The organism is Rhizobium sp. SRDI943, from assembly GCF_057653695.1.
Genome location: NZ_CM172787.1, coordinates 75,396 through 95,464, shown reverse-complemented (window position 1 = coordinate 95,464; position 20,069 = coordinate 75,396). Strand labels below are relative to the sequence as shown.

The window sequence follows — 20,069 nt, the reverse complement described above, 5'->3', positions numbered from 1 at the left end:
TTTCTTCCCGCGGTTCAACAGGTCGTGGCAGACTTTCGATGAAAAGAGAAATGGCGCACCCGAAGAGATTCGAACTCCTGACCCCCAGATTCGTAGTCTGGTGCTCTATCCAGCTGAGCTACGGGTGCGTGCAAAATGCGGCGGAGCCGCTTGCGTGGCGATCCTCTAAAACGTCCTTCGGGACAATGCAAGAGCATTTCTGAAAAAATCGCGTCTTTGTCTGCCAGCAGCCGCACCTTGCGAAACCCCGTCACTTTTCAATGTGCGCCCGGCTGCGGTAATCCTCCAGCGAAACCGGGCGATCGGGGATCTCGATGCGGAACTGCGTGCCGACCGTCGGTTTTTCCACCAGCGCGATCGTGCCGCCATGGGCGAGCACCAGCTCGCGGGCGATGGTGAGGCCGAGGCCGGTGCCGCCGGAGCGGGCCGAGCCGCGGAAGGCGGCAAAGAGGTTCTGGCGCGCCTTCAGCGGCATGCCGGGACCGGTATCATCCACGGTGATGCTGACGACGCTGCCGACGCGCTGGGCGGAGACGGTGATGCGCCTGACGGAGCCCGGGCCGCCCTCGCCCGGCGAGGTCAGCGCCTGCAGCGCGTTGCGGCAGAGATTGTGGATGACGCGGAAAAGCTGTTCGCCATCGGCATCAACCTCAAGCTCGGCGCCGATCTGCTCTGCGAATTCGATGCCGCTTTGCGGATCGATCGCCAGCATGTCCTTGACGTCCTGGGTCAGTTCCAACAGGCGGATATGGCGGCGGCGCGGTGCGGATTCGCTCGCCTTGCCGTAGGACAGCACCTCGGTGGTGTAGCCGACGGCGCGGTCGATGGTGCGCAGCAGCTTCGGGGCGAAGCTTTTCACCATCGGATCATCGACATCGACCAGCCGATCGGACATCAACTGCGCAGACGCCAGGATATTGCGCATGTCGTGATTGATCTTGGAAACGGCGAGGCCGAGCGCTGCCAGGTTCTTCTGCTGCTTCAGCGTCTTCTGCAGCTCCATCTGCATCGAGGTGAGGTTGCGGCCGGCGACCGCCAGTTCGTCGCGGCCGCCGTCGCCGATATAGATATGGGCCGGGTTGTCAGGATCGGAGGAGAATTGCTGCATGCTGCCGGTCAGCCGGCGGATCGGGCCGATGAGGATGCGGTTAATCGCAAAGAAGATCAGCGTCGCCGTGAACAACGAGATCAGCACCGACAGCAACAGGACATTGCGGGAATAGACGAACATCGCCCTACGCAGCGGCCTGTCCTTCATCACCACCTCGACGCCGGTATTGGTGTCGCCGACGGGACCATAGACGCGGATCATCCTGCCGCCGCCGAAAACCAGCGTGTCGAGCGCATCGCGGATTGCCGTTACCGGCGGCACATCGTGAGATCGTAGGCCTCATCGACGGAGGTCGGCATATCGGTCGTCGCCAGCAGCCGCGAGGTGCCGTCCTTGCGCAGTACGATCGCCTTGGTGCCGGTCGCCTCCAGCGTCTCTTTCTGCAGCGCGCGCGGCAGCTCGACCGGCTGCAGGCCATCGATGACGATGGCGGCGGCAGCGGCCGTATTCAGCCTGTCCTGCAGCCAGCGCACGCGCATGCTGGCGACCGAGGGAAAGAAGATCAGGATTTCGGCGAGCATGATGAAGAAGACGGTGAGCCAGAGCAGCTTGCCGGAAAGGCCGCCGAACAGGCCGGCAGACGGGCACGGCGCCCTTGCAGCCTCGCCGGCCGCCGGGCTTTCCGCCGAAGGATTATCGCCCTGATCTTGAATCGGCATTCTGGTCTCGCCCGATCGGCAGCACCCAGGCCGCCCTTACCGTTGAGCTCTATATTAGACCAAGATGCTCCGCTTTCAAATCTTTGCGAGCAGCGTCATGTCGCCACAAGAAAACGCCGCCCGGAGGCGGCGTTTGAAGGCACGTGATCAGGAAAGATCAGAACTCTTCCCAGCTCTGTTCGGCTGCGGCGGCATTGCCGCCGAAGGCGCGTGCGACCTTGGCGATTGCGCGGCGGGCGGGCGAGGCGACCGGCCGATGCGGCTCGTTGCGGACGAGCGCCGCGGGTGCCGGCGCATCATCCGACAGTTTGAAGCGGGCAATGAGGCGCACCAGGCCACCGGCTTCGGCCGAAAGCCTGTGCGTGGCGGCGGAGGTCTCTTCCACCATCGCAGCGTTCTGCTGTGTCACCTGGTCCATCTGGTTGACGGCGGTATTGACTTCCTTGAGGCCGGTCGACTGTTCGGTCGCAGCCGTCGCGATCGAATGGATATGGTCGTTGATGGCGATGACGCGGGTGCCGATTTCAGCCAGCGCCTCGCCAGTCGCCTGGACCAGCTTGACGCCGACCTGCACCTCGTTGCCCGATTTGGTGATCAGCGCCTTGATGTCCTTGGCAGCCGTTGCCGAACGCTGGGCGAGTTCGCGCACTTCCTGCGCCACCACCGCAAAACCCTTTCCGGCATCGCCGGCGCGTGCCGCCTCGACACCGGCATTCAGCGCCAGCAAGTTGGTCTGGAAGGCGATCTCATCGATGACGTTGATGATCTGGCTGATTTCGCGCGAGGCCTGCTCGATCCGGCCCATGGCCTCGACGGCATTGCGCACGACGACGCCGGAGCGGCCGGCATTCTCCTTGGCTTCGGACACCATGATGGTGGCTTCATGCGCCCGCTCGGTGGAATTCTGGACGACGGCGGTGATCTCGTCGAGGGCCGCCGAGGTCTCCTCGAGGGCGGCTGCCTGCTGCTCGGTGCGCTTCGACAGGTCATCGCTGGCATTGCGCAGCTCGGCGGTGTTGCCGTTCATCGCTTCCGTCGTCTCGCGCACTTCGCGCATCGTCGCCTGCAGGGTAACGAAGGTATTGTTGACGTTCTGCTGCAGCTCGGCGAAGGCGCCCTGGAAGTTGCCGCTCATCGTCTGGGTGAGGTCGCCTTCGGCAAGGCTTGCGATGACGCGGCGGGTCTCACCGATGCCGGCATCGACGCTCGACAGCAGCATGTTGATGTTGCCGGCGAACTGATTGAGGTTATCGTCCTCGTAATCCTTGCTGATGCGGTGGCCGAAATCGCCGGCTGCTGCCGCTGCCACGACGACAGACATGCTCGACTGCAGGTCGTCGCTCTTGGCGCGCATCGCCGCCTCCTGGGCGTTCAGGCGCTTGATGGCCAGGCCGTTCGCCTTGAAGACCGCAACCGCTGCGGCCATCTCGCCGATTTCATCCGGACGGCCGGCAAAGGGGACCTCGGCGTCGAAATTGCCGTCGGCAACTTCCTTGATCGCATGGGTGACGCGCTTGATCGGGCGGCTGAGATGGCTGGTGCCGATATAGAAGCCCATGCCGACGCCGACCGCGATGCCGATGCCGGTGATGCTGAGTACAAGCATCAGCACCCAGGAGCGGAAGCTCTCGATCTCGGCGTTGACGGTCTCCAGCGCTGCCTTGTCGGTGGCGACGACCGCATCGATTTCCGCCTGGAACGCCTTGCGGTTGGCGCGGTTGGCGTCATTGTTGCCCTGTTGGCCAGCGGCTTCGGGGCCGACTTCCGTGCCGAGACGGACCGTTTCCGTGCGGAAGGTGCGGAATTCCGCGGCGCGGGCGACGAGCTTGGCAAAGTCGGCCTTCTGGCTCTCGGGAACGAGCGGCGCCCAGCCCGAGATGACCTTGTCGATCTCGTCGAGATCGGCCATCAGGCCCTTGGCGAAGTTCGGCGTATCCTTGATCGTTTTGGCGGCATAGATGCCGCGCGCTTCCATGACCACCGCCGTGACGAAACGGTTGAGGCGTTCGCCTGCATAGGCACGGGCTGCGGCATGCTCGTAAGCCGTCAGGTTGCGACTGTATTCGTGCATGGCGGACAACGCCGTTGCGCCGATCAAAAGCGCCACCGCGCCCATCACGCAAACCAGCAGATTAATTTTGCCCCGGATCTTCAATGCAATGCCTCCTAGCTACGCTACTGCCTGGAAAGCAAATTCCCAGTCGATGCGTTGAATATCGGCGAAATTTATTAAAGTTCGATTTCTAATATTTACGATTGTGGCTTCGGAAATGATACATGCCGAATACGGTTGTCCGACCTAAGCGCCTGAAAACAGGGGCAATCGATCTGCCACGACGAAAACTACAACCACTCGGGGCATGCCTCATTTCTTAACACCAGAGTGCGAAATTACTTTAGGGGCCGGCAGCGCAGAGCGAAATTATCCGGCATAATTGACTTTTACAGGCTTCATCCTTATAAGCCCGCGCACGTTCGGTCACTTAAGCCTTTCATGGCCCGCCCGTTCGAAAAACAACGCTCCTTGCACTATGCAAATTCAAGAAGGGCCGCACTCCGCGGTGTTTAAAATAAATGAAGCGTACCTACCAACCATCCAAGCTTGTTCGCAAGCGTCGCCACGGTTTCCGTGCGCGCATGTCCACGAAGGGTGGCCGCAAGGTCATCGCAGCCCGCCGCGCGCAGGGCCGCAATCGTCTGTCGGCGTAAGCCGGGCTGCCCGGTAAGAGATGGCGGGCGAATTGACGATCAGTGAGAAAAAACACACTGTCGGGCGGCTGAAGAGCCGCCCGCAGTTTCTTGCCGCGCGCGAGGGCGAAAAACGCCGGGGCGGCCTCTTCCTTCTCGAAGTCCTCGACCGGAAGGAACCCGACAGCCAGGCACGCGTCGGTTTTACAGTCACCAAAAAACATGGCAACGCGGTCGAACGGAACCGCATGCGCCGCCGCCTGAAAGAGGCGGTGCGGCTTCATGCGGGGTTTGCAATGCAGCCCGGACACGACTATGTGGTTGTCGCGCGCAGGGACGTGCTTGACGCGTCCTTCCAGGAATTGGCCGCGGAACTGAAATCCCGCGTGGAAACCAGGCCGAAACATCGGCGCTCCGGAGACGGACGCCCCAGGAACGTATGATGGAAAACAACCGCAATTACTTCATTGCGATCGCTCTCTCGGTGCTGATCGTCCTCGGCTGGCAATTTCTCTATATGAATCCACGCATCGAGGCCCAGCGCAAGGTGCAGGAAGCCCAGAAGGCGCAGCAGCAGACCGAGCAGGTGCAGCAGCCGGCAGCAGGCGGTCAGACGCCGGCCCAGCCGAGCGGTGCGGCACCTACCAGCCAGGCGGCCGCAACGGCGACGCTCGAGCAGGCGCTGGCAAAGAGCCCGCGCGTCGTCATCGACACTGCTGCCCTCTCCGGCTCGATCAATCTTGCCGGCGCCCGCCTCGACGACCTGAAGCTCAAGGGCTACCACGAGACCGTCGACGACTCGAGCCCGATCATCACGCTGTTCAGCCCGGCCGAAACCAAGGACGGTTACTTCACCGAGCTCGGCTATATCGGTAGTGACGCGACAGGCAGCGTTCCCGGTCCCTCGACGCTCTGGACGGCTCCGGAGGGCGCCAAGCTCACCGAAAAGACGCCGGTGACGCTTTCCTACACCAATGACAAGGGTCTGACCTTCACCCGCACCATCTCCGTCGACGAACGCTACATGTTCACCGTCGCCGACAAGATCGAGAATGCCGGCCAGGCTCCCGCCTCGCTCAATTCTTACGGCCGTGTCACGCGTTACAACAAGCCGACGACGCCCTCGGTCTACGTGCTGCATGAAGGCTTCATCGGCGTCATCGGCGACGACGGCCTCGTCGAAACCAAATATACCGCCGCCGAAAAGGAAGCCGTCAAGCCGGCCAAATCCACCGGTGGCTGGCTCGGCATCACCGACAAATACTGGGCCGCGACGATCGTTCCACCGCAGAGCGCTCCCTATGAGGCAAGCTTCTCGCATTTTGCCGACGGTCAGCCGCGCTATCAGGCCGACTACAAGGAAGATGCCTTCACCGTTGCGCCTGGCCAATCGATCGAGCTGAAGAACCTCGTCTTCGCCGGCGCCAAGGAAGTGCCCGTCATCGACGGTTATGAGGCCAGCTACTCGATCCCGAAGTTCGACCGGCTGATCGACTGGGGCTGGTTTTATTTCATCACCAAGCCGATGTTCAAGCTGATGGACTTCTTCTTCCGCTACTTCGGCAATTTCGGCGTGGCGATCCTGTGCACCACCATCGTCGTCAAGCTCCTGTTCTTCCCGCTCGCCAGCAAGCAGTACGCTTCGATGGCGAACATGAAGCGCATGCAGCCGAAGATGGAGGAACTGAAGGCGAAATTCGCAGACGACCGCATGGGGCTGCAGCAAGCGACGATGCAACTCTACAAGGAAGAGAAGATCAATCCGATCGCCGGCTGCTGGCCGGTGGCGCTGCAGATCCCGATCTTCTTCTCGCTCTATAAGGTGATCTACATCACCATCGAGATGCGGCATGCGCCGTTCTTCGGCTGGATCAAGGACCTTTCGGCGCCCGATCCGACGACGATCGTCAATCTGTTCGGCCTGCTGCCCTTCGAGGCGCCGACCATTCTGCATCTCGGCGTCTGGCCGCTGATCATGGGCGTCACGATGTTCCTGCAGATGCGCATGAACCCGACGCCGCCCGATCCGACGCAGGCGATGATCTTCACTTGGATGCCGCTGGTGTTCATGTTCATGCTGGCAAGCTTCCCGGCCGGCCTGGTCATCTACTGGGCCTGGAACAACACGCTCTCGGTGGCGCAGCAGTCGGTGATCATGAAGCGCCACGGCGTCAAGGTCGAACTCTTCGACAATCTGAAGGGTCTGTTCCGACGAAAAACGGCACCGTCGAAATGATGCCTGCCAAGCCCCGCTCCGGCGGGGCTTTTCTTTTGCGGCAGCGGAAGAAGGAGGCAAAGCCATAGCCTGCAAACGGCCTCGAAGCTTGACATCCGCCTGCAAAACCACGAAGCCCGGTAAAAGACCCAACCCAGAGATTGCAGAGCCCGCATGCCCGAAACCGAAAAGCCGCTCTTCGGCCACCCGTGGATCTTCATCCGCGGCGTACCGTCCCTGAACTTCCTGCCGCCGGAAGGGCCGTTGGAAGTGGCCTTTGCCGGTCGCTCGAATGTCGGCAAATCCTCGCTGATCAATGCGCTGGTCGGTCAGAAGGGCCTGGCGCGCACCTCGAACACGCCGGGACGCACGCAGGAACTGAACTATTTCGTTCCGGACGGTTATTCCGGCGAAGGCCAAGACCTGCCGCCGACGGCGATCGTCGACATGCCGGGCTATGGTTATGCGCAGGCGCCGAAAGAGCAGGTCGACAAATGGACCAAGCTCGTCTTCGATTACCTGCGCGGCCGCGCGACGCTGAAGCGCGTCTATGTGCTGATCGACAGCCGCCACGGCATCAAGAAGAACGACGACGACGTGCTCGATCTGCTCGACAAGGCCGCCGTCTCCTACCAGATCGTGCTGACCAAGACCGACAAGATCAAGGCGGCTGGCGTGCCGAAGCTGCTTGCCGAAACGGCAGAAAAGATCCGCAAGCGCCCGGCCGCCTATCCCGGCGTGCTGTCCACCTCCTCGGAAAAGGGCGATGGACTGGACGAACTGCGCCAGGCGATCGCCGAAACCGTCGGTATCGCCCGCTGGAAGTAGAGGGCGTACGCGCGCCAGACGCGGCGACTTGTCTGGTGTAAAGGCCTCAGCGACATCCAACAGTTGAATCTGCTTACAGTTGAAAACTAAAGGTTGACGAAGCAGCTTTGATGAGCTAGATAGCGAGCATCGAATTTTGCTTGCTGGCTTGGTTATCGCGCGATTGGCACCGCGCTCTGAACGAACTTCCTTTCAAAAATCGCTATCACCATCCGCATCGCCTTGGCGTTGCGGTTCTTCAATATTGCTATGAAAGGGTTCATCATCATGGCCACTGGCACAGTTAAATGGTTCAATTCCACCAAAGGCTTCGGCTTCATTCAGCCTGATAATGGCGGCGACGACGCCTTCGTTCACATCTCCGCCGTCGAGCGCGCCGGAATGCGCGAACTCGTCGAAGGCCAGAAGATCGGCTTCGACCTCGAGCGCGACAACAAGTCGGGCAAGATGTCCGCTTGCAATCTCCAGAACGCTTAAATCGGTATCTGCTTCCCTTTGACCACGGATGTACTGGCACTGCCGGAAGCACGTTATCAATCCAAGGCCAGGCGATTTGCCTGGCCTTTTTTGTTTTCGCTCGCGCGTCGAGCCCACCCGTATCGGAGCCAACATGACAGAGACATACAGCAAATCTCGACAGCGGGCGGAGATTGCCTTCGGCAACGTCCAGACCCAGTTCTTCGCGAAGAACCAGGCGGCCGAAGAGCTCGAATCCGACGCCCAGTCGCAACAGGCAAAGACGTTGCGGCTTCGGGAGGCCCGGCTTGCCAGGGAACAGAGTGACCGGGTGTCGGCAACCTCTGCCCTCATTGCAAAACGCGCCAGGGCCCGCTGAGATCACAACCCGATCGCCAAGGCTCGAGACTTAAAACGCGTCTGAAATGACGGGCTTACAGATCGCGCGCTGCACACGACCCAAAGCGTGCTGATATTCACTCGCATCAAGGAAGCATCAATGGCAGAGACTCCGCAGGAACTTCAGTCGATCAATACGGCCTGGCAGATCGCCATTCAGGAAATTCTGCGCATGGTGATCAGAGACATGTATCACGGCGGCGGCGAGGCTTCGTTCAAGACGCATATCAAGCGTATCGAAGAAGCGGCCGTCGACAGTATTTACACGGATTTGCGGCTGCGCGGGACTGATGAATGGACGGAAGTGCTGGTCAAGGAAAGGGCGAGCAATTTCGTCACGACCCTGCTGACGTCATTTACCTATGACCGGGCTTAAATCACCCTGTGGCCGGAAATCGATGGACGTGCCGCCGATCAACGCTTGCGTCCCAGCAGTTTTTAAAGCAACCCTAGTTCTCCTGCTGTGCGGGAAAAGCCGCGTCCAAGAGTAATATTTGATGACCGATAGCAAAGACCAGCCGATTTCGCCCGAAGGCGTCGGCAACTTGCCCCATCTTGCCGAAGCCCTTGACGATGACCGGTTTCGACACTTTCTCGATCATGTGCCATTCGCGGTGGCTGTCTCCGAACTCGGTGGGAACGAGCCGCTGATTTACGTCAACCTCGAATTCGAACGGCTGACGGCGCTTGGGGCAACCGAGGTCCAGGGGAAACCCTGGCCGGACATTGAATTGAATTCCACCGCCGTCTCCGGAGAGGTGCCGCTCACGGCAGCTGTGACCTCTGCTGAGGAATATATTGGTGCCTTCTCGCTCGCCGCCGAACCCGAGAGCACCGTCATTATCGATGTCTGGTCGAATACGATCGTCGACGATGATGACACGCCGCTTTTCCGATTGGTGGCCTTTGCTGCCCGCAGTGAGGCGACAGCCGCCGAGAGCTTCAGCGAACTGCTGACGGAGAAAGATGTCCTTCTGCGGGAACTACAGCATCGCGTGAAGAACAATCTCCAGATGATCACGGCGCTCATCCGAATGGAGGCGCGCAATGCTCAACAGAATGAGGAAAGCGAAAGATTTGCACGGCTTGCCGGGCGGATTGAAGCCTTGGCCCTGCTCTATCGCTCGCTGTCAGACGAAGAGAAAGGCGCCACTGTCGATCTTGGCACCTATGTCAGCCAGATTGCCGCCTCGGTGATGGCGGCCCATGCCGTGGAAGGGATCCGGCTGGACATGAAGGTCGATACCTGGCCGGTTTCGGTCGATGTCGCCATGCCGGCCGGCCTCGTCATCAACGAACTCCTCACCAATACGCTGAAGCATGCCTTCGTGGGGCGTGATGGCGGCGAAATCACACTCCGCTGTGTCGTCAGCGAAACCGGCTGCAGGATCACCGTTGCTGATAACGGGGTCGGTCTTCCCCAGGATGTGACCTGGCCGCAGCCGGGAAAGCTGAGCGCGATGATCGTACAGTCACTGAAACAGAATGCCCGCGCCGAGGTTGAAGTCAGCTCATCCCCTGACACCGGCATGAGTGTCTCCCTCGTCTTCCCGAGAGCTGAAGCGGCCCAATAGAGCGCCGCGCGCCTTTTCAGACGCACTAGGGACGCTCTATCATTTTGAATCTGCGCGTAATCCTTTCCGAAAATCGATTCCGATTTTCGGGGTTATGCGATAGCCACCTCATCAATTTGTGTTTGGGGCGCCCTTAGAGCGTTCAGCTTTTTATGGAAGCGCAGAACCGCTCTAACCTTTTGTTTTTGCGCAATTCCGGACGGAAACCCGCTCTGCACTTTTCCTGGAATTGCTCTAGGAGCGCCCCAATGCGTCTGGCGATACGAGCGGGCTTACATCTTCGGCAGCAGCACCTTGTCGACGACATGGATGACGCCGTTCGACTGTTTGACGTCGGCGATCGTCACATGGGAGACACCGCCGTTTTCATCGGTCAGGGTGATCTTGCCCATGTTTTCCTTGGCTTTCAGCACGCAGCCGCCGACGGTCTTGATGTCGTGCTCGCCGCCGTCATCCTTGATCATCTTGGCAACGGTCTTGGCCATCGCATCGGCGGCAACGACGTGGCAGGTCAGAACCTTGGTCAGCGTCGCCTTGTTTTCCGGCTTCAGAAGCGTATCGACGGTGCCCTTCGGCAGCGCGGCAAAAGCTTCGTTGGTCGGCGCAAAGACGGTGAAGGGGCCCTTGCCTTCGAGCGTGCCGACCAGGCCTGCCGCCTTGACGGCTGCGACCAGCGTCGTGTGATCTTTGGAATTCACGGCGTTCTCGATGATGTTCTTGCTATCGAACATCGCAGCGCCGCCGACCACTGGATTCTTGGCGGCGGCAAAGGCGACGGCGGACATGGCTGTGGCGAGCGCGACGCCGCGCAATACGGACTTGATCATGATTTTCTCCTCACCGGATACAGTCCGCCGGCTTTATGCCTGAGCGTCGTCCGGACATTTCGAACTACGGAGGGCCGCGCCGAAGAGTTTCAGACAGGAGAAATTTGATCGACGGCCAGCACGATCATGGCCGGCGATCATGGCCGGTGCAGGGGGCCGCTTGCGATCACCGGGCCGGTTGCCTGGCCGGTCGGCGAGCCGCCGAAGGGTTCGAGGCTGACGGCAAGCGTTGCGCCATCGGCGACCTGGCTACGCAGATCGGCGGGAATGACAAGTTCACCGCTTTCGCCCGGCTTGAAGACGCCGAGCGATCTCGTCATGCCGCTGCCCGGTACCAGCCAGAGTTCCAGCGACTTCTCCTCCGGCTTGCCGGCGGCGACCGGCACGATCTTCAGCCGGCCGCTCTGCAGCTCATAGGAGGCGAGAAGATTGATGGTGCTGTTCTGGCCCGAAAGCGAGGCTACCAGTGGTGCCGGCCCCTGCGGCTCCGGCACCACGCCGGAGGCGAAGATGACAGCGCTGACGGCGACGACGATGCAGGCGAAGCTCAGCGAGCGCCAGAAAACGGCGGAATTCCAGAGCCCCTGCGAAAAGGATGGGGGCTTTTGGCCATCGCCGAACAGCCGTGCCTCGATCTGCTTGAAGGTTTCCCGGTTCGGAGCAACGCCTTCATACTCGTCGTTGAAGGCGGAGAGGTTGGTTTCCCAGCGGCTGACGATCGCAGCGAAGGGCCGGTCGTGGCGCATGCGCTCTTCCACCACCCGGCGATCCTGCAACGACAGGACGCCAAGCACATATTCGCCGGCGAGAACCTCGTCGCGGGAGCGGTCTCCCTTGCTTTTATCGGGCGATGTCATCGTTCCATGCACTCTCTCAGTTTCAAGAGGCTGCGCCTGAGCCAGGTCCGCATCGTGTTCAGCGGAATACCAAACTGATCGGCCAGTTCCTGATAGCTCAGCCCTTCGACATAAGCCCGTTTCACCGCGACCGCACGATCAGCTTCCAACTCTTCCATGCAGGTGTCAATCCGCCTTCCTTCATCCTTGGTCACCGTCTGCATTTCCGGGTCGGCTCCGGCATCGGCCAGATCATAGACCGTGTCCAATTCGTCGGCGACGGGCTTGCGCGCCCTCAACGCATCGATCGACCGGTTGCGGGCAATTGCCGCCAGCCATGCCGAGGACGAACCCGAGGCGACGGAGAAGCTGCGAGCGCGTTGCCAGATGCTGATATAGGCTTCCTGCAGGGCCTCTTCGGCTTCCGTGCGATCCTTCAAGATACGCAGGCAGATCGAGAAAAGTTTCGGTCCGGTCTGATTGTAGAGGGCCACGAAAGCCCTGCGGTCGCCGAGTGCGACGCGGCCGATCAGGTCTGCGATGTCATCGCCTTGCATGCCGTTCCTCATCTCAAGCTTGCGTGCGCCAGACCGTAACGGCGTCCGGCTACGCGCCAGATACGAAAAACTATTGCCCTCTGGATTATTCCCTCGGTCAGAAACTTGCGATAAAAGGCCGCGAACAATTCTGCGGGGTTCCCATGAACGAAACCGAAAGCGAAATGCAGGCACGGCTTCTGGCCAAAGCTCTGCCCTTCATGCAGCGTTACGAGAACAAAACGATTGTCGTGAAATATGGCGGTCACGCCATGGGCAATGCCGAGCTCGGCAAGGCCTTTGCCAGCGACATCGCGCTGTTGAAGCAATCGGGCGTCAACCCGATCGTCGTTCACGGCGGCGGCCCGCAGATCGGCGCCATGCTGAGCAAGATGGGCATCGAATCGAAATTCGAGGGCGGCCTTCGCGTCACCGACCAGAAAACGGTCGAGATCGTCGAAATGGTGCTCGCCGGCTCGATCAACAAGGAAATCGTCGCGCTCATCAATCAGACCGGCGAATGGGCGATCGGCCTTTGCGGCAAGGACGGCAACATGGTCTTCGCCGAAAAGGCGCGCAAGACCATCAAAGATCCGGATTCGAACATCGAGCGCGTGCTCGATCTCGGTTTCGTCGGCGAAGTGGTCGAGGTCGACCGGACGCTGCTCGATCTGCTTGCCCGCTCCGAGATGATCCCGGTCATCGCCCCCGTGGCGCCTGGCCGCGACGGCGCCACCTACAATATCAATGCAGATACCTTCGCCGGCGCCATTGCCGGTGCGCTGAACGCCACCCGGCTGCTGTTCCTGACCGATGTGCCGGGCGTGCTCGACAAGAACGGCCAGCTCATCAAGGAGCTTTCTGTCGCCGAAGCACATGCGCTGATCGCCGATGGCACGATTTCGGGCGGCATGATCCCCAAGGTCGAGACCTGCATCGATGCGATCAAGGCCGGCGTGCAGGGCGTCGTCATCCTGAACGGCAAGACCGCCCATTCCGTGCTGCTCGAGATCTTCACCGAGCACGGCGTCGGAACGCTGATCGTTCCCTGAACCAGGCTGCGCCCTTCACTTGCGAAGGGCGGATCTTCCTGACGCGGAAACAGGGTATCGAGGAAACAAATGCGCCTGACAGACTGCTATAATTTTCACGATTTCCGGCGCATGGCCAAACGGCGTCTTCCCGGACCGATATTCGACTATATTGACGGCGGTGCCGACGACGAGGTGACGTACCGGCGCAATACCGCGGCCTTCGAGGCCTGCGATCTGGTGCCCGACGTTTTGCGCGGTGTGGCCGATGTCGACATGTCGGTAACTGTCATGGGCCAGAAGCTCGCAATGCCGGTCTATTGCTCGCCGACGGCGTTGCAGCGGCTTTTTCACCACCAGGGGGAGCGGGCGGTCGCGGCGGCGGCGGCAAAACATGGCACGATGTTCGGCGTCTCCTCGCTCGGCACGATCAGCCTGGAGGAAGCCAGACAGATCAGCAACGGGCCGCAGGTCTATCAGTTCTATTTCCACAAGGACCGTGGCCTCAACCGCGAGATGATGGCGCGAGCGAAAAATGCCGGCGTGCAGGCGATGATGCTGACGGTCGACAGCATCACCGGCGGCAACCGCGAGCGCGACAAGCGCACGGGCTTTGCCATTCCCTTCAAGCTCAATCTTGCCGGCATGACCCAGTTCGCGATCAAGCCTTCCTGGGCGATCGACTGGCTGACGCATGAGCGCTTCCGGCTGCCGCAGCTCGAAAACCACGTCAAGATGGATGGCGGCGCGCTGTCGATCAGCCGATACTTCACCGAGATGCTGGACCCCTCGATGTCGTGGGACGACGTGGCGGAGATGGTGCGCGAATGGGGCGGGCCATTCTGCCTGAAGGGCATCATGTCGGTCGAAGACGCCAAGCGCGCGGCCGAGATCGGCTGCAGCGGCATCGTGCTTTCCAATCATGGCGGGCGCCAGCTCGACGGCTCGCGCAGCGCTTTCGACCAGTTGGCCGAGATCGTCGACGCCGTGGGCGACCGGGTCGACGTGATGATGGATGGCGGCGTGCAGCGGGGAACGCATGTTCTTAAAGCGCTGTCGCTGGGGGCGAAGGCCGTCGGGCTCGGGCGCTACTATCTCTTCCCGCTTGCCGCGGCCGGACAGCCCGGTGTCGAACGGGCGCTGGAGACGATGCGCACCGAGATCGAGCGCGGCATGAAGCTGATGGGCTGCACCTCGGTCAGCCAGCTCAGCCGGCGGAATCTGCGCTTCCGTTCCTGAGCGGAACGGGATTTCATTGCGGGCCGCAGCCTTTCGTACTAAAGTGCGTCGCGATCTTTCGGATTCGCTCGTCGCGCTTTAGCTTTTTGTTTTTACGCATGCCGTTGTCGCAAAACCGCTGCACACTTTTGCGCGACATGCTTTAGATCTGCGGCCCTCGGGCATTCGACGTCAGAGCAGGCTATAAATCGCCGCCGCCTCCTCTTTCAACTTTTCCATCATCGATCGGTAAGGCCCCGGACCATAACTGATGCGGCCGACGCCGAGCTTGGCGAGCGTCTTCACGTCAGGGGCGCCTGTCCGCATCATGATGTTGACCGGCAGCGGCGATGCGGCGCAGATCTTCTCGATCAAGGCGGGATCGATCAAGCCAGGAACGAAGAAGCCGCTGCCGCCGGCGGCCGCATAGGCCTTGCCCCGCTCGATCGCCTCTTCCACCAGACCGGCATGTTTGGAAAGATCGCTCTCCGCCAGGAAGAGATCGGTGCGAGCGTTGATGAAGAAGGGAATGCCCTTGCCTTGCGCCATGGCGCGAATGGCGCGGATGCGGGCCGCCTGCCTCTCGGCCGGATAAAGCCCGCCACCGCCGACCACCTGATCCTCGAAATTGATGCCGATAGCGCCGACCTCCACCAGCTTGGCGACGTTGGCGGCGGCACCCTCAGGCTCAGCCGAATAAGCGCCTTCGAAATCGACCGAAAGCGGCAGATCGACGACAGCGGTGATGGATTTTGCCGTCTCGACCAGCACCGACATCGGCAGCTTCTCACCGTCGGCATAACCATGGGCAGCGGCGACCGACCAGCTTCCTGTTGCAAGCGCCTTGGCGCCGGCATCGGTCACCGCCTTGGCCGTGCCGGCATCCCAGATATTGTAAAGAACAACCGGGTCGCCCTTGCGGTGCAATGCTCCGAATGCCTTGGCCTTTTCACTCTGGTTCATGCCGTCTCCTCCACGTTAGGTGCTTGTGCTCTGATCTTCTCTTCATGCCGCAACAGCCATTGCTTGCGCCAGAGCCCGCCGCCATAGCCGGTCAGCGAACCATCCGCGCCGAGGATGCGATGGCAGGGCACGATGATGGCAAGCTGGTTGGCGCCATTGGCGCGGCCGACGGCACGCACGACCTCCGGCCTTTCCATCTCCCTTGCAAGATCCCCATAGGCGCGCGTCTGGCCGGCAGGGATGTCCATGAGCTTTGCCCAGACATGTTTTTCGAAGGGCGTGCCGCCAAGCGCCAATGGCGTCTTGAAGACGGTGAGCCGCCCTTCGAAATAATCCCGGATTTCTGCCTCGATCTGGTCGATCGCCGGCGTGCGGCCGATTGCGACCGAAGAGCGGACACGCTTCTGCAGTGCCTCGAGTTCGGTGGGCAGCGCTTTGCGGTCGTGGAATTCGAGAAGGTGCAGATGCGTCCGGTCGGCAACGGCCACCATCGGTCCGAGCGGCGTCTCGAACCAGTCGGCAAACAGAAGTTCACGGTTTTGCGACAGCGCCGGCGCCTTGCCGACGAGCCGCTGAAAAGCCGTCCGGAAACCACTTGGGGAGTCATATCCGGCCTCAAGCTGAGCATCGATAACGCGCGCGCCATCGGCCAGTTGCCGGGCCGCCTCGCCCAGTCGGCGATAGCGGACGATATCGTGGAAGGTCATGCCGAGCCCGCGTTTGAAGGCGCGGCGCACGGTCGAGGGATCGTGGCCCCGGCGCACAAGCTCATCCTCGCTCCAGCGCAACTGCGGCTCGCGGTCGAGCGCGGCAAGCAGCTCGTCGACGATCGGCTCCCTGCCCGGCTGCTCCAGCGGCCTGCAGCGCTGGCACGGGCGGAAGCCGGAATGCATGCAGGCGGCGATCGTATCGAAAAAGAGCGTGTTTTCCCGCTTCGGCTTGCGCGCCGGGCAGGTCAGGCGGCAGAAGATGCCTGTCGTCTTGACGCAGACATAGGCCTGGCCCTCATAATCGGCGCTGCGCGCGATCAGGGCATCATAGAGCGTATCGTCATTGGGGCGTTCGAAAAGCATGAGCGCTTTCTAGCATTCCGTGCCTGCGCCGTCCGCCGAAAATCGGGCGTCTATTCTTTCTTGCCGATTTCCTTGGCGGATAAGCCGTGCCATAAGACCGCCATGACCAAGATCGACCGCACGCCTGATAAAGCCGATTTCGAGCACGTTACAGATTGGGTCTTCGACCTCGACAACACGCTCTATCCGCATCATGTCAATCTCTTCGCGCAGATCGACAAGAACATGACTGCCTATGTCGCGGCACTCTTGCAGATGGAGCGGGAAGAGGCGCGCAAGCTGCAGAAGCAATATTATCTCGAGCATGGCACGACATTGCAGGGCCTGATGATCCATCACGGCATCGACCCGAACGACTTTCTCGAAAAGGCGCATGCGATCGACTACACGGCGCTGACGCCGCAGCCGGAACTCGGCGAGGCGATCAAGGCGCTGCCGGGGCGCAAGTTCATCTTCACCAATGGCAGCGTCAAACATGCAGAGATGACGGCGGAGGCGCTCGGCATTCTCGAGCATTTCGACGACATTTTCGATATCGTCGCCGCCGACTACGTGCCGAAGCCGGCGCAGGCGACCTACGACAAGTTCATGGCGCTGAAGCGGGTCGAAACCACCAAGGCCGCCATGTTCGAAGATCTACCGCGCAACCTGACGGTGCCGAAGGCGCTCGGCATGCAGACTGTGCTGCTGGTGCCGCGCAATCTGGAAGAGACGGTCGTCGAATGGTGGGAAAAGACCAGCGGCGATGAGGATCACATCGATTTTGTCACCGACGACCTTGCCGCTTTTCTCGGCAAGATTACCGGCTAAAGCATTACCAAGTTTTCACTTAGCTTACCGATGTTTAACTGGGTCTTGCGGGCCTGCTGCCATAGCTTCTTTCGTGAGGGGACACCTTACGAAAGGCAAACACGATGTACCGCAACAAGCTGATACTGGCAGCGCTTTCCTCCACCCTCATCTTCGGCGCAGCCGCCGGAGCCGGCTATGCAGCGCCCGGTGACGGGCCGCGTCAGCACCCCGGCAGGCACGGTCCCATGCACGGTCCGGGGCCTGCCGCCTTCCGCGAAATCACCTATGTCCGCATGCTCAAGCAGTTCGACACCAACAAGGACGGACAGATCTCCAAGGACGAGGCGACCGCCGGCATCGACAAGATCTTCGCTGCGATCGACACCAACAAGGACGGCTCGCTGACCCCAGGCGAAATCGGCGCATACCAGAAAGCGCAGATGCAGGCGATGAGAGATCAGCGCAAGCAGGATGCCAGCAATAACAAGGATGCGAAGACCGCAGACGCGACGCCTGATAATAACGACCAGGGCCGGCCGCCTCAGGGTGGTCACGAGGGTCGTGACGGACATCGCTGGATGCGCCATGGCGGCAACATCATGCGTGCCTCGATCGTGATGCACCGGGTCGACACCGACCAGAACGGCCAGATTTCCAAACAGGAAGCTGAAGCCGGCATGGACAAGCTGTTCACTCGGATGGACCGCAACAAGGACGGCGTCATCTCGATCGACGACATGCCGGACCGGCCACTTCTGTAAGGCCGAACGAGCCGATGTATCTCCACTCTTTCCCTGCTCCAGCGGGGAAAGAGTGGGAGATTCGTCGAAACGCCGCGTTCTGGCCCCTATTCGCGGTGTTCGTAGAAATCCTGGACGATCTTCCAAGCGGCTTCTGCCGTATCGACGAAGCTGATCAGCTTGACGTCGTCGGGCGCGATCGTGCCGAATTCGGCCAATGCCTCGAAATTGATAATGCTCCTCCAGAAGGTCTCGCCGAAAAGGATCAGCGGCAGGCGCTCCATGCGGCCGGTCTGGATCAGCGTCAGGCATTCGAAGAATTCGTCGAGCGTGCCGAAGCCGCCGGGAAAGACCGCGATCGCCTTGGCGCGCACCATGAAATGCATCTTGCGGATGGCGAAATAGTGGAAGTTGAAGCTGAGCTCCGGCGTCACATAGGCGTTCGGCGCCTGCTCGTGGGGCAGCACGATGTTGAGGCCGATCGAAGGGGCGCCCTCGTCGGCCGCGCCGCGATTGCCGGCCTCCATCACGCCGGGGCCGCCGCCGGTGACGATGACATATTCGTGGAAATTGAAGGTGGCCGAATATTTCGAGCAGAGCCGGGCGAATTTGCGCGCCTCGTCATAATAGACCGAGGCCGCCTCCAGGTTGACGCGCTGGATGTCGTTGCGGGCTGCCCAGGCGCTCTGGCCGGGGGCGGGAATGCGGGCGCCGCCGAACATGACGACGGTCGACTTGATGCCGCGTTCGGTCAGCATCATTTCCGTCTTCAACAGCTCCAGCTGCAGACGGATCGGCCGCAACTCCTCGCGGCAGAGGAAATCCTGGTCGACATAGGCCAGGCGGTAGGCAGGCGACATCGTCTGCGGCGTCTTCGGCACGGCTTCGGCGCGCTGCTTGTCGGTCGAGCTGCTCTTCAGCGGGTCCCATACGCCATCCTTGCGCCTCGAACCGCCGTTTCGTCCCTTCGCCATGTCGAAATGCCTTTCGGTATTGCCGGCTACGAAGCCGGATATGTCGCTATAACGCCTTGAATCCAGGTATGATCTTGTCGGAAAAATCATTCCGTTCTACGGCTTCATGCTGTAGAGCAGGGTAAACCCCGCCAACCGCAATTCCGGAGACACCCCGTCTCCACGATAAAGATCGAAGTTTAAGGAATTCTCATGAGCGCCACCGACCTCGCGTCCCTCGAAAAGATCATCGAATCCGCCTTCGACAATCGCGACTATGTGAACACGTCGACGAAGGGCGAGGTTCGCGATGCGGTCGAAGCAGCGCTCGATCTGCTCGATGCCGGCAAGGCCCGTGTCGCCGAACGCTCCGCCGACGGCGCCTGGACGGTCAATCAGTGGCTGAAGAAGGCCGTGCTCTTGTCCTTCCGCCTCAACGACATGGACGTGGTGGAGGGCGGCTCGGGCAACTCGACCTGGTGGGACAAGGTTCCCTCGAAGTTCGAAAACTGGGGCGAGAACCATTTCCGCGCCGCCGGCTTCCGCGCCGTGCCGAACTGCGTCGTGCGCCGCTCGGCCTATATCGCCCCGAACGCCATCCTGATGCCCTCCTTCGTCAATCTCGGCGCCTATGTCGGCGAAGGCACGATGGTCGATACCTGGGCGACGGTCGGCTCCTGTGCGCAGATCGGCAAACATGTGCATCTCTCCGGCGGTGTCGGCATCGGCGGCGTGTTGGAACCGATGCAGGCGGGCCCGACGATCATCGAGGACAATTGCTTCATCGGCGCCCGTTCCGAGGTGGTCGAAGGCTGCATCATCCGCGAAGGCTCGGTGCTCGGCATGGGCGTCTTTATCGGCAAGTCGACCAAGATCGTCGACCGCGCCACCGGCGAGGTGAGCTACGGCGAAGTGCCGCCCTATTCCGTCGTCGTCGCCGGCTCAATGCCGTCGGGTAATGCGACGATGGGCAACGGCCAGCCGGCGCCGCATCTCTACTGCGCCGTCATCGTCAAGCGCGTCGATGAAAAGACCCGCTCGAAGACCGGCATCAACGAGCTGCTCAGAGATTGATGACACCGGGACATTGATCCGGTAAACAGACGGCGTCTTTTTACGCGAGGCGGCCCCGCCTTGCCATGTCTTTGCCATTCCCGCCGGATAGTTCGA

Annotated in this window: 20 protein-coding genes, 1 tRNA gene and 1 pseudogene; 13 read left to right on the top strand and 9 right to left on the bottom strand. The window is 61.0% G+C overall.

Features of this window, described 5'->3' with window-relative positions:
- Positions 1 to 51: 51 nt before the first annotated feature.
- The 3 genes and pseudogenes from AC245Y_RS00500 to AC245Y_RS00490 all read right to left on the bottom strand — a co-directional run bounded on the left by AC245Y_RS00500 (position 52) and on the right by AC245Y_RS00490 (position 3,925).
- Positions 52 to 128: transfer RNA gene (locus AC245Y_RS00500), tRNA-Arg, on the bottom strand.
- A 122-nt stretch (positions 129 to 250) separates the two neighbouring features.
- Positions 251 to 1,770, bottom strand: a pseudogene (locus AC245Y_RS00495) (ATP-binding protein).
- A 157-nt stretch (positions 1,771 to 1,927) separates the two neighbouring features.
- Positions 1,928 to 3,925 (bottom strand): methyl-accepting chemotaxis protein, encoded by a 1,998-nt coding sequence (locus AC245Y_RS00490; RefSeq protein ID WP_012755833.1) that lies wholly within the window; start codon positions 3,923 to 3,925, stop codon positions 1,928 to 1,930.
- A gap of 419 nt (positions 3,926 to 4,344) precedes the next feature.
- On the opposite strand from AC245Y_RS00490, the gene rpmH reads away from it, so the two are divergent.
- From rpmH to AC245Y_RS00450, 8 genes are all read left to right on the top strand, one after another.
- A complete protein-coding gene (gene rpmH / locus AC245Y_RS00485) occupies positions 4,345 to 4,479 on the top strand; it encodes a 50S ribosomal protein L34 (RefSeq protein ID WP_003545006.1) in 135 nt (44 codons plus the stop codon).
- Positions 4,480 to 4,499: 20 nt separating this feature from the next.
- The gene (gene rnpA, locus AC245Y_RS00480; protein WP_003545005.1) at positions 4,500 to 4,901 is read left to right on the top strand and encodes a ribonuclease P protein component; all 402 of its coding nucleotides are present in this window, start codon (positions 4,500 to 4,502) and stop codon (positions 4,899 to 4,901) included.
- The gene (yidC, locus tag AC245Y_RS00475) at positions 4,901 to 6,694 is read left to right on the top strand and encodes a membrane protein insertase YidC (RefSeq protein ID WP_012755832.1); all 1,794 of its coding nucleotides are present in this window, start codon (positions 4,901 to 4,903) and stop codon (positions 6,692 to 6,694) included. The genes rnpA and yidC overlap by 1 nt, the downstream gene beginning before the upstream one ends.
- A 153-nt stretch (positions 6,695 to 6,847) precedes the next feature.
- Positions 6,848 to 7,501: a ribosome biogenesis GTP-binding protein YihA/YsxC gene (gene yihA, locus AC245Y_RS00470; protein WP_012755831.1), complete on the top strand. Its 654-nt coding sequence runs from the start codon at positions 6,848 to 6,850 to the stop codon at positions 7,499 to 7,501.
- 267 nt (positions 7,502 to 7,768) lie between these two features.
- Positions 7,769 to 7,978: a cold-shock protein gene (locus AC245Y_RS00465; protein WP_003545000.1), complete on the top strand. Its 210-nt coding sequence runs from the start codon at positions 7,769 to 7,771 to the stop codon at positions 7,976 to 7,978.
- A 133-nt stretch (positions 7,979 to 8,111) separates the two neighbouring features.
- A complete protein-coding gene (locus AC245Y_RS00460; RefSeq protein ID WP_003556111.1) occupies positions 8,112 to 8,336 on the top strand; it encodes a hypothetical protein in 225 nt (74 codons plus the stop codon).
- Positions 8,337 to 8,456: 120 nt separating this feature from the next.
- Entirely contained in the window at positions 8,457 to 8,732 is a 276-nt protein-coding gene (locus AC245Y_RS00455) for a hypothetical protein (RefSeq protein WP_003556110.1), read from the top strand.
- Positions 8,733 to 8,853: 121 nt separating this feature from the next.
- Positions 8,854 to 9,930 (top strand): sensor histidine kinase, encoded by a 1,077-nt coding sequence (locus AC245Y_RS00450; RefSeq protein WP_032996527.1) that lies wholly within the window; start codon positions 8,854 to 8,856, stop codon positions 9,928 to 9,930.
- A gap of 272 nt (positions 9,931 to 10,202) precedes the next feature.
- Here AC245Y_RS00450 and AC245Y_RS00445 read toward each other — a convergent pair whose 3' ends face one another.
- From AC245Y_RS00445 to AC245Y_RS00435, 3 genes are all read right to left on the bottom strand, one after another.
- Positions 10,203 to 10,757: a fasciclin domain-containing protein gene (locus tag AC245Y_RS00445; RefSeq protein ID WP_012755829.1), complete on the bottom strand. Its 555-nt coding sequence runs from the start codon at positions 10,755 to 10,757 to the stop codon at positions 10,203 to 10,205.
- Positions 10,758 to 10,894: 137 nt separating this feature from the next.
- Complete coding sequence (locus AC245Y_RS00440; protein ID WP_026157557.1) at positions 10,895 to 11,614, bottom strand: anti-sigma factor; 720 nt, start codon at positions 11,612 to 11,614, stop codon at positions 10,895 to 10,897.
- On the bottom strand, positions 11,611 to 12,150 hold the full coding sequence (locus AC245Y_RS00435; RefSeq protein WP_012755827.1) for a sigma-70 family RNA polymerase sigma factor: 540 nt from the start codon (positions 12,148 to 12,150) through the stop codon (positions 11,611 to 11,613). Before AC245Y_RS00435 ends, AC245Y_RS00440 begins: the two co-directional genes overlap by 4 nt.
- A 143-nt stretch (positions 12,151 to 12,293) precedes the next feature.
- On the opposite strand from AC245Y_RS00435, the gene argB reads away from it, so the two are divergent.
- On the top strand, positions 12,294 to 13,181 hold the full coding sequence (argB, locus tag AC245Y_RS00430) for an acetylglutamate kinase (RefSeq protein WP_017995894.1): 888 nt from the start codon (positions 12,294 to 12,296) through the stop codon (positions 13,179 to 13,181).
- A 69-nt stretch (positions 13,182 to 13,250) separates the two neighbouring features.
- Positions 13,251 to 14,399: an alpha-hydroxy acid oxidase gene (locus AC245Y_RS00425; protein ID WP_012755826.1), complete on the top strand. Its 1,149-nt coding sequence runs from the start codon at positions 13,251 to 13,253 to the stop codon at positions 14,397 to 14,399.
- Between the two features lie 171 nt (positions 14,400 to 14,570).
- Here AC245Y_RS00425 and AC245Y_RS00420 read toward each other — a convergent pair whose 3' ends face one another.
- A complete protein-coding gene (locus tag AC245Y_RS00420; protein WP_017995893.1) occupies positions 14,571 to 15,341 on the bottom strand; it encodes an isocitrate lyase/PEP mutase family protein in 771 nt (256 codons plus the stop codon).
- Complete coding sequence (locus AC245Y_RS00415; protein WP_017995892.1) at positions 15,338 to 16,414, bottom strand: bifunctional transcriptional activator/DNA repair enzyme AdaA; 1,077 nt, start codon at positions 16,412 to 16,414, stop codon at positions 15,338 to 15,340. Before AC245Y_RS00415 ends, AC245Y_RS00420 begins: the two co-directional genes overlap by 4 nt.
- Positions 16,415 to 16,516: 102 nt before the next feature.
- Here AC245Y_RS00415 and AC245Y_RS00410 point away from each other — a divergent pair, with 102 nt between their 5' ends.
- Entirely contained in the window at positions 16,517 to 17,224 is a 708-nt protein-coding gene (locus AC245Y_RS00410; RefSeq protein ID WP_012755823.1) for a pyrimidine 5'-nucleotidase, read from the top strand.
- Positions 17,225 to 17,328: 104 nt separating this feature from the next.
- A complete protein-coding gene (locus AC245Y_RS00405; protein ID WP_017995891.1) occupies positions 17,329 to 17,967 on the top strand; it encodes an EF-hand domain-containing protein in 639 nt (212 codons plus the stop codon).
- Positions 17,968 to 18,053: 86 nt separating this feature from the next.
- Here the strand turns inward: AC245Y_RS00405 and AC245Y_RS00400 are convergent, their stop codons facing one another.
- Complete coding sequence (locus AC245Y_RS00400; RefSeq protein WP_012755821.1) at positions 18,054 to 18,920, bottom strand: LOG family protein; 867 nt, start codon at positions 18,918 to 18,920, stop codon at positions 18,054 to 18,056.
- Between the two features lie 192 nt (positions 18,921 to 19,112).
- Between AC245Y_RS00400 and dapD the strand changes: the two genes are divergently transcribed.
- Complete coding sequence (gene dapD / locus AC245Y_RS00395; RefSeq protein WP_017995889.1) at positions 19,113 to 19,973, top strand: 2,3,4,5-tetrahydropyridine-2,6-dicarboxylate N-succinyltransferase; 861 nt, start codon at positions 19,113 to 19,115, stop codon at positions 19,971 to 19,973.
- Positions 19,974 to 20,069: the final 96 nt, after the last annotated feature.